The sequence below is a fragment of the Candidatus Darwinibacter acetoxidans genome, assembly GCF_041936445.1.
GTDB lineage: Bacteria > Bacillota > Limnochordia > Darwinibacteriales > Darwinibacteriaceae > DTU010.
This window is the reverse complement of record NZ_JBHGXH010000181.1, coordinates 1-4,781: the sequence shown is the minus strand read 5'-3', so window position 1 is coordinate 4,781 and position 4,781 is coordinate 1. Positions and strand designations below refer to the sequence as shown.

The window sequence follows — 4,781 nt, the reverse complement described above, 5'->3', positions numbered from 1 at the left end:
ATCCACGAAAGCCTCCGGGAAGTGGCCTATGTCAAGCGGGAAGTGCAGCAGGTACTGACTCGCCTGGAAGAGATGGAAAGAGAGCTGTAAAGCGGCGGCAGAGGCATGACACGAGCGGCATTGAGCATCTTCAGTGCCGTTTTTTTGCTGGCAGAAGCGGGCCTGTAAGGTATAGTTCTTGTTACCAGCGCTCGACCATATGCCGGCGGTGTTACCACGTGAAGAGACAGTTGGCTTCTGTGTCAATGGCCGGACGGGCGTTCCGCTGCGGAGCCGTGGCCTATCTGGCTTAATGATAATTGGACCACCGAAGTGGGTGGGCTGGACACGCTTGCGCATTGGTTTTCCAGGTCTTGCTTGCCAAAGGGTTCCATACGCGGGCACGGTGACGAATCGGCTCTGTGCCACTGGACGTGACGTCTCAGTCCGCTAGTAGGCAGGATATCCAGGGACAGCGCTGTGGCTGTGGACCGCAGCTGGATATGGCCGAAGTAGAGGACGACTGGAGCAATGGTGGCCGGCCGCGTTCCCCATTGGAGTTAACCTCTGGGGGTTAACTTACCAAAGTTAACCTTAAGAAGTTAACTTTTTCATGCTAGAATGGAGTCAGTTCCTGGAGGTGAACCTCGGTGAATCTCTCGCCCAACTACTTGTTCGTGTTAACTCTCACCACGGGCTATGAGTACTTCCTCAAACACTGTTGGCAGACACTGAGGCTATGGCGGCAGAAGCCCGCTTGGGGCTACGCCTTCTACCCACTGGTTCATTGGCTGTTGTTGGGAGGCACCGGCTGGCTCTTGTCGAAGTGGACACTCAGCACAATTGGAGGCTCTGGCATGGTGTAACGCTTGGGGCCTGGCTCTCCTTTGCGCTGCTCTTGGCGCTGGCTGGAAGTCTGGAGCTGCCTCTGCAGTTCTTGGTTGAGCGAGTTAGGAGGCGCACAGGCGTTTTCTTGTACCAACTCAACTTCTTGGTGCTCTTAGTTGTTGTTCTTCTTTCGAGACTGATGGACTGCGCGCCGAGATTTGCGCTAGACTACCGATTGATCTTCCTCTTCGTCTTTTTAGCCCATCCTGCCAACCACATTATCCGCTTGGCCTTGGCGCGAGTAGAGCCCGCGATGGTCAAAGAGAGCAAGGGTGCAAACCATGAGGAGTTCCCTGAAGTGGCAGCTGCATCTGAAGCGGCTCAAGTAGATGACAGGTGCTTACGAATAGGGCGGAGGATAGGGACTATAGAGCGGTGGCTTATTGTCCTGCTCATGGCCACGGGTAACATCCCCAGCATAGGTTTGGTGATCACCGCAAAATCCATAGTTAGGTATCCTCAGCTGAGGGATAGAGCTTTTGCTGAATACTACCTTTTTGGCACGCTGCTCAGTGTTGTGGTTGCCTTGGGGAGTGGTTTGGTGGTACTGGGGGGGATTTGACGTGCGCTATGTAGCAGTGAAGGTTGACATGGTGAGTTCCAGGCTGCTGCAGCAACGGGGTGAGGTGCAGAGGCGCTTCTTGGACATCGCCGGAGAGATTAACGACAGATTCGGCGAACACTTGGTTGCGGAGTTTGTCGTCACCCATGGGGATGAAGCTCAGGTGTTGCTGCCGCCTTCTCAAGCCCCATGGGTGTTCAGAGTATGCGAGTATGTGTCCCTTGCCCTGGCAGAGGTAGAGTTCCGCTTCGGAGTGGGATTTGGTACCTTGAGTACGGAGCTTCAGCCGATCTCCATCGGCATGGATGGTGAGGCGTGGCAAAATGCAGAGGTGGCCCTAACCAGAGCGAAACGGAAAAGACTGCATATCGCGTTTTGTGGATTTGGTCGAGAGTACGACCTGCAGCTTGAGGCATTGGGTAACCTGCTCTGCCACCTGCAGGCGCGCTGGACGCCAGAGCAGATGGAAACCATCCGCCTGCAGTCCCGCTTGGGCAAACAGGTTGAGGTTGCCGCGGCTTTGGGAATCTCCAAGGCAGCAGTGTCGAAAAGGCTGACAGCCGCGGGGGGCACCACTATTCCCGAGGCAGGGTTGCTTTGGAACGCCTTCTTCTTCAGGCCGTCGAAAGCCTGGACAAAACTGACGAAGGTTAACCCCAGGAGGTTGATATGAGTGAGTCAACTTTGTGGGGTTAACTCCCGCCAAGGGCTCCGGCTGTTTTCAGCCAAGGCCTGCCTGTAAGTCCTTGCCTGAAATTTTTGCGAAGCGTGGCGGGGCTGGGCCAACTCTCCGCTCGGGAACGCAGCGGCGGGCTGCTCAAAACGGGGGACTCGCTTTCGGGGAGATGCCTCCTAAGTGTTTCTGGACGTTTGCTCCACCTAGACCTCATGAAGCGGCATTGGACGATTCCAGTGCCTCTTTCCGCGTTTCCTAGACTGAAAGAGCAAAACGAGTGCCGGGGCGTCGAATCGGCAGCCTCACAGATCAGCGGTCCGCCGGGGGAGGTTCTTTCCACCATGATGCAGATGATCGCCGATACGCTGCAGCGGATCAAAGAGTGCGCACCCTTGCTCTTGGCCTGAACGCCAGGTAGCGCGGTGCGTTTTTCTGTGGCGGCCCTGGAGGCCTGGAGGGAATAGGTGCGCCAGCCCACCATGCCGGTGAGCCGGGGTACTCTACGCAAAACCATCAGTGCCTCCGGCGCCATCCGCGGTGCCCGCCAGGCCGACTTGGGCTTTACCGCAGGGGCAAGGATCGAGCGCATTTTGGTGGAAGTGGGCCAGACCGTGGCAGAGGGTGAGCTCCTTGCGGAGATGGACAGCACCCAACAGGAGCTGGCCCTGCTCAGGCCGCAGAAGGCCTATGAGCTCACCGGCGCTTCGGGCAGCCAAGCTGGATCCGGATACAGCCCTCAGCTTTGAATAGAAAATAGAAAGAGCGCGGGTTTCCCCCCGCGCCTTTTTTCGTGAGCAGTCTCCTTTTACTTGAGCAGCCTGTGTGCTGCAGCGATGATGCTGTCCACAGAAAGGCCCAGCTCTTCGTGGAGAAGCTCAGGATTGCCGCAGCCGCCGAAGCGATCCTGCAGACCTACCCGGAGCACCCTGGCAGGGTAGCGTTCGCTGAGTAGCTCACAGATGGCTCCCCCCAGGCCCCCCAGAATGCTGTGGTTTTCCACGGTGATAATGCCCCTGGTCTCCTGGGCCGCTTTAAGGATCAGCTCTTCATCCAAGGGTTTCACGGTGAGCAGGTCAATCACCCGGGCGCGGATCCGCTCCTTGGCCAGCTCATCGGCTGCCAAGAGGGCCTTTTCCACCATGTTGCCCACGGCGATGATGGTCAGATCATAGCCGTCCCGCAGCTGTGCTCCCTTGCCGATTTCAAACTGGAAGTCTTCAGCATAGAGGAAGGGCATCTCCGCCCGGCCCAGGCGGATATACGCGGGGCCGTAGGTTTGGGCCACGGCCTCCACGGCCTTTTTGGTGGTAATGGGATCGGAAGGCACAATAACCGTTGTGTTGGGGATAGCCCGCATGATGGCCAGATCTTCCACGGATTGGTGGCTAGCTCCATCGGGGCCGTTTTCAATGCCCGCATGGGTGGCCACCACTTTTACATTCAAATTGGGATAGGCGATGGAGTTGCGGAACTGCTCCACACCCCGCATGGTGGCGAAAACAGCAAAAGTGCTCACAAAGGGAATGAGGCCTGTGGCAGCCATGCCCGCGGCCAGGCCCATGAGGTTCTGTTCCGCGATGCCCGCGTTGAAAAAGCGCTCGGGAAAGGCTTGACGAAACCTGTCGGTCTGGGTTGCTTTGGCCAGATCCGCATCCAGTACCACTACCTTAGGATCCCTGCGGCCCAGTTCTACCAGGGCCTCTCCGTAAGCAATGCGATTGGCGAGCCTTGTCATTGCTGCATCCTCCTTTGCCGCAGTTCGGCGAGTGCCTGTTTCAGTTCCTCATCGCTCGGGGCTTTGCCGTGCCAGCCCGCCTGGTTTTCCATGAAGGAGACCCCTTTGCCCTTCACGGTCCTGGCGATAATCACCGCGGGCTGTCCTTGGACCTTTTGGGCCTGCTCGATGCTGTCCAAAATGGCCTGCACATTATGGCCGTCAATCTCCTGCACATGCCAGCCGAAGGCCCGCCATTTGTCGGCCAGGGGCTCCACTTCCATCACTTCCGCATTGGTACCGTCGATCTGCAGCCGGTTGTAGTCGATAATGGCGATGAGGTTATCCAGCTTGTAGTGGGCTGCAGCCATGGCGGCCTCCCACACTTGCCCTTCCTGCAGCTCACCGCAGCCTAAGAGGGCATAGACCCGGCTGGACAGCCCCTGGTACTTCAGCCCCAGGGCCATGCCCACCGCAGCACTGATGCCCTGGCCCAAAGAACCGGTGCTCATGTCAATGCCCGGCGTTTTGTTCATGTCGGGATGGCCCGGCAGGATGCTGCCGTTTTGCCGCAGTTTGAACAGCTCTTCTGCAGGGAAAAAGCCCCGCTTGGCCAAGGCCGCATACAAAGTGGGGCAGCCGTGGCCTTTGCTCATCACAAAGCGGTCCCGCTCCGGCCACTTCGGGTCCTCTGGCTTAATGTTCAGTACGTGGAAGTACAGAACACTCATGATCTCCGCAGAGGACAGACTGCCGCCGGGATGGCCGCTGCGGGCGCTGTGGAGCATCTGCAGCACCGTCTCCCGCAGCTCCCACGCTAAATCCTGTAATTCTGTGACCGACCTGGTTGTCATGCTGCTTGCATCCTCCTCATTGTTATCCTTTTACTGCTCCGGCCGTCAAGCCCTGCACCAAGCGCCGCTGGACCAGCATGAAGAAGATCACAATGGGGATGGCGGTGA

At 57.8% G+C, this 4,781-nt stretch carries 6 protein-coding genes; 4 read left to right on the top strand and 2 right to left on the bottom strand.

The window, feature by feature from the left end:
• The first annotated feature begins 718 nt into the window (after positions 1-718).
• The 4 genes from ACE4YL_RS06590 (at position 719) to ACE4YL_RS06575 (ending at position 2,851) form a co-directional block, all read left to right on the top strand.
• Positions 719-1,429: a hypothetical protein gene (locus tag ACE4YL_RS06590; protein ID WP_461366790.1), complete on the top strand. Its 711-nt coding sequence runs from the start codon at positions 719-721 to the stop codon at positions 1,427-1,429.
• A 1-nt stretch (position 1,430) separates the two neighbouring features.
• On the top strand, positions 1,431-2,102 hold the full coding sequence (locus ACE4YL_RS06585) for a SatD family protein (RefSeq protein WP_461369413.1): 672 nt from the start codon (positions 1,431-1,433) through the stop codon (positions 2,100-2,102).
• A gap of 239 nt (positions 2,103-2,341) precedes the next feature.
• Entirely contained in the window at positions 2,342-2,512 is a 171-nt protein-coding gene (locus ACE4YL_RS06580) for a hypothetical protein (protein WP_461369412.1), read from the top strand.
• A 57-nt stretch (positions 2,513-2,569) separates the two neighbouring features.
• Complete coding sequence (locus ACE4YL_RS06575; protein ID WP_461359108.1) at positions 2,570-2,851, top strand: hypothetical protein; 282 nt, start codon at positions 2,570-2,572, stop codon at positions 2,849-2,851.
• A gap of 59 nt (positions 2,852-2,910) precedes the next feature.
• On the opposite strand, the gene ACE4YL_RS06570 is transcribed toward ACE4YL_RS06575, so the two are convergent.
• Positions 2,911-3,840, bottom strand: a complete 930-nt coding sequence (locus ACE4YL_RS06570) for a transketolase family protein (RefSeq protein WP_461359107.1) — start codon at positions 3,838-3,840, stop codon at positions 2,911-2,913.
• A complete protein-coding gene (locus ACE4YL_RS06565; protein ID WP_461369411.1) occupies positions 3,837-4,673 on the bottom strand; it encodes a transketolase in 837 nt (278 codons plus the stop codon). Before ACE4YL_RS06565 ends, ACE4YL_RS06570 begins: the two co-directional genes overlap by 4 nt.
• Positions 4,674-4,781 lie beyond the last annotated feature (108 nt).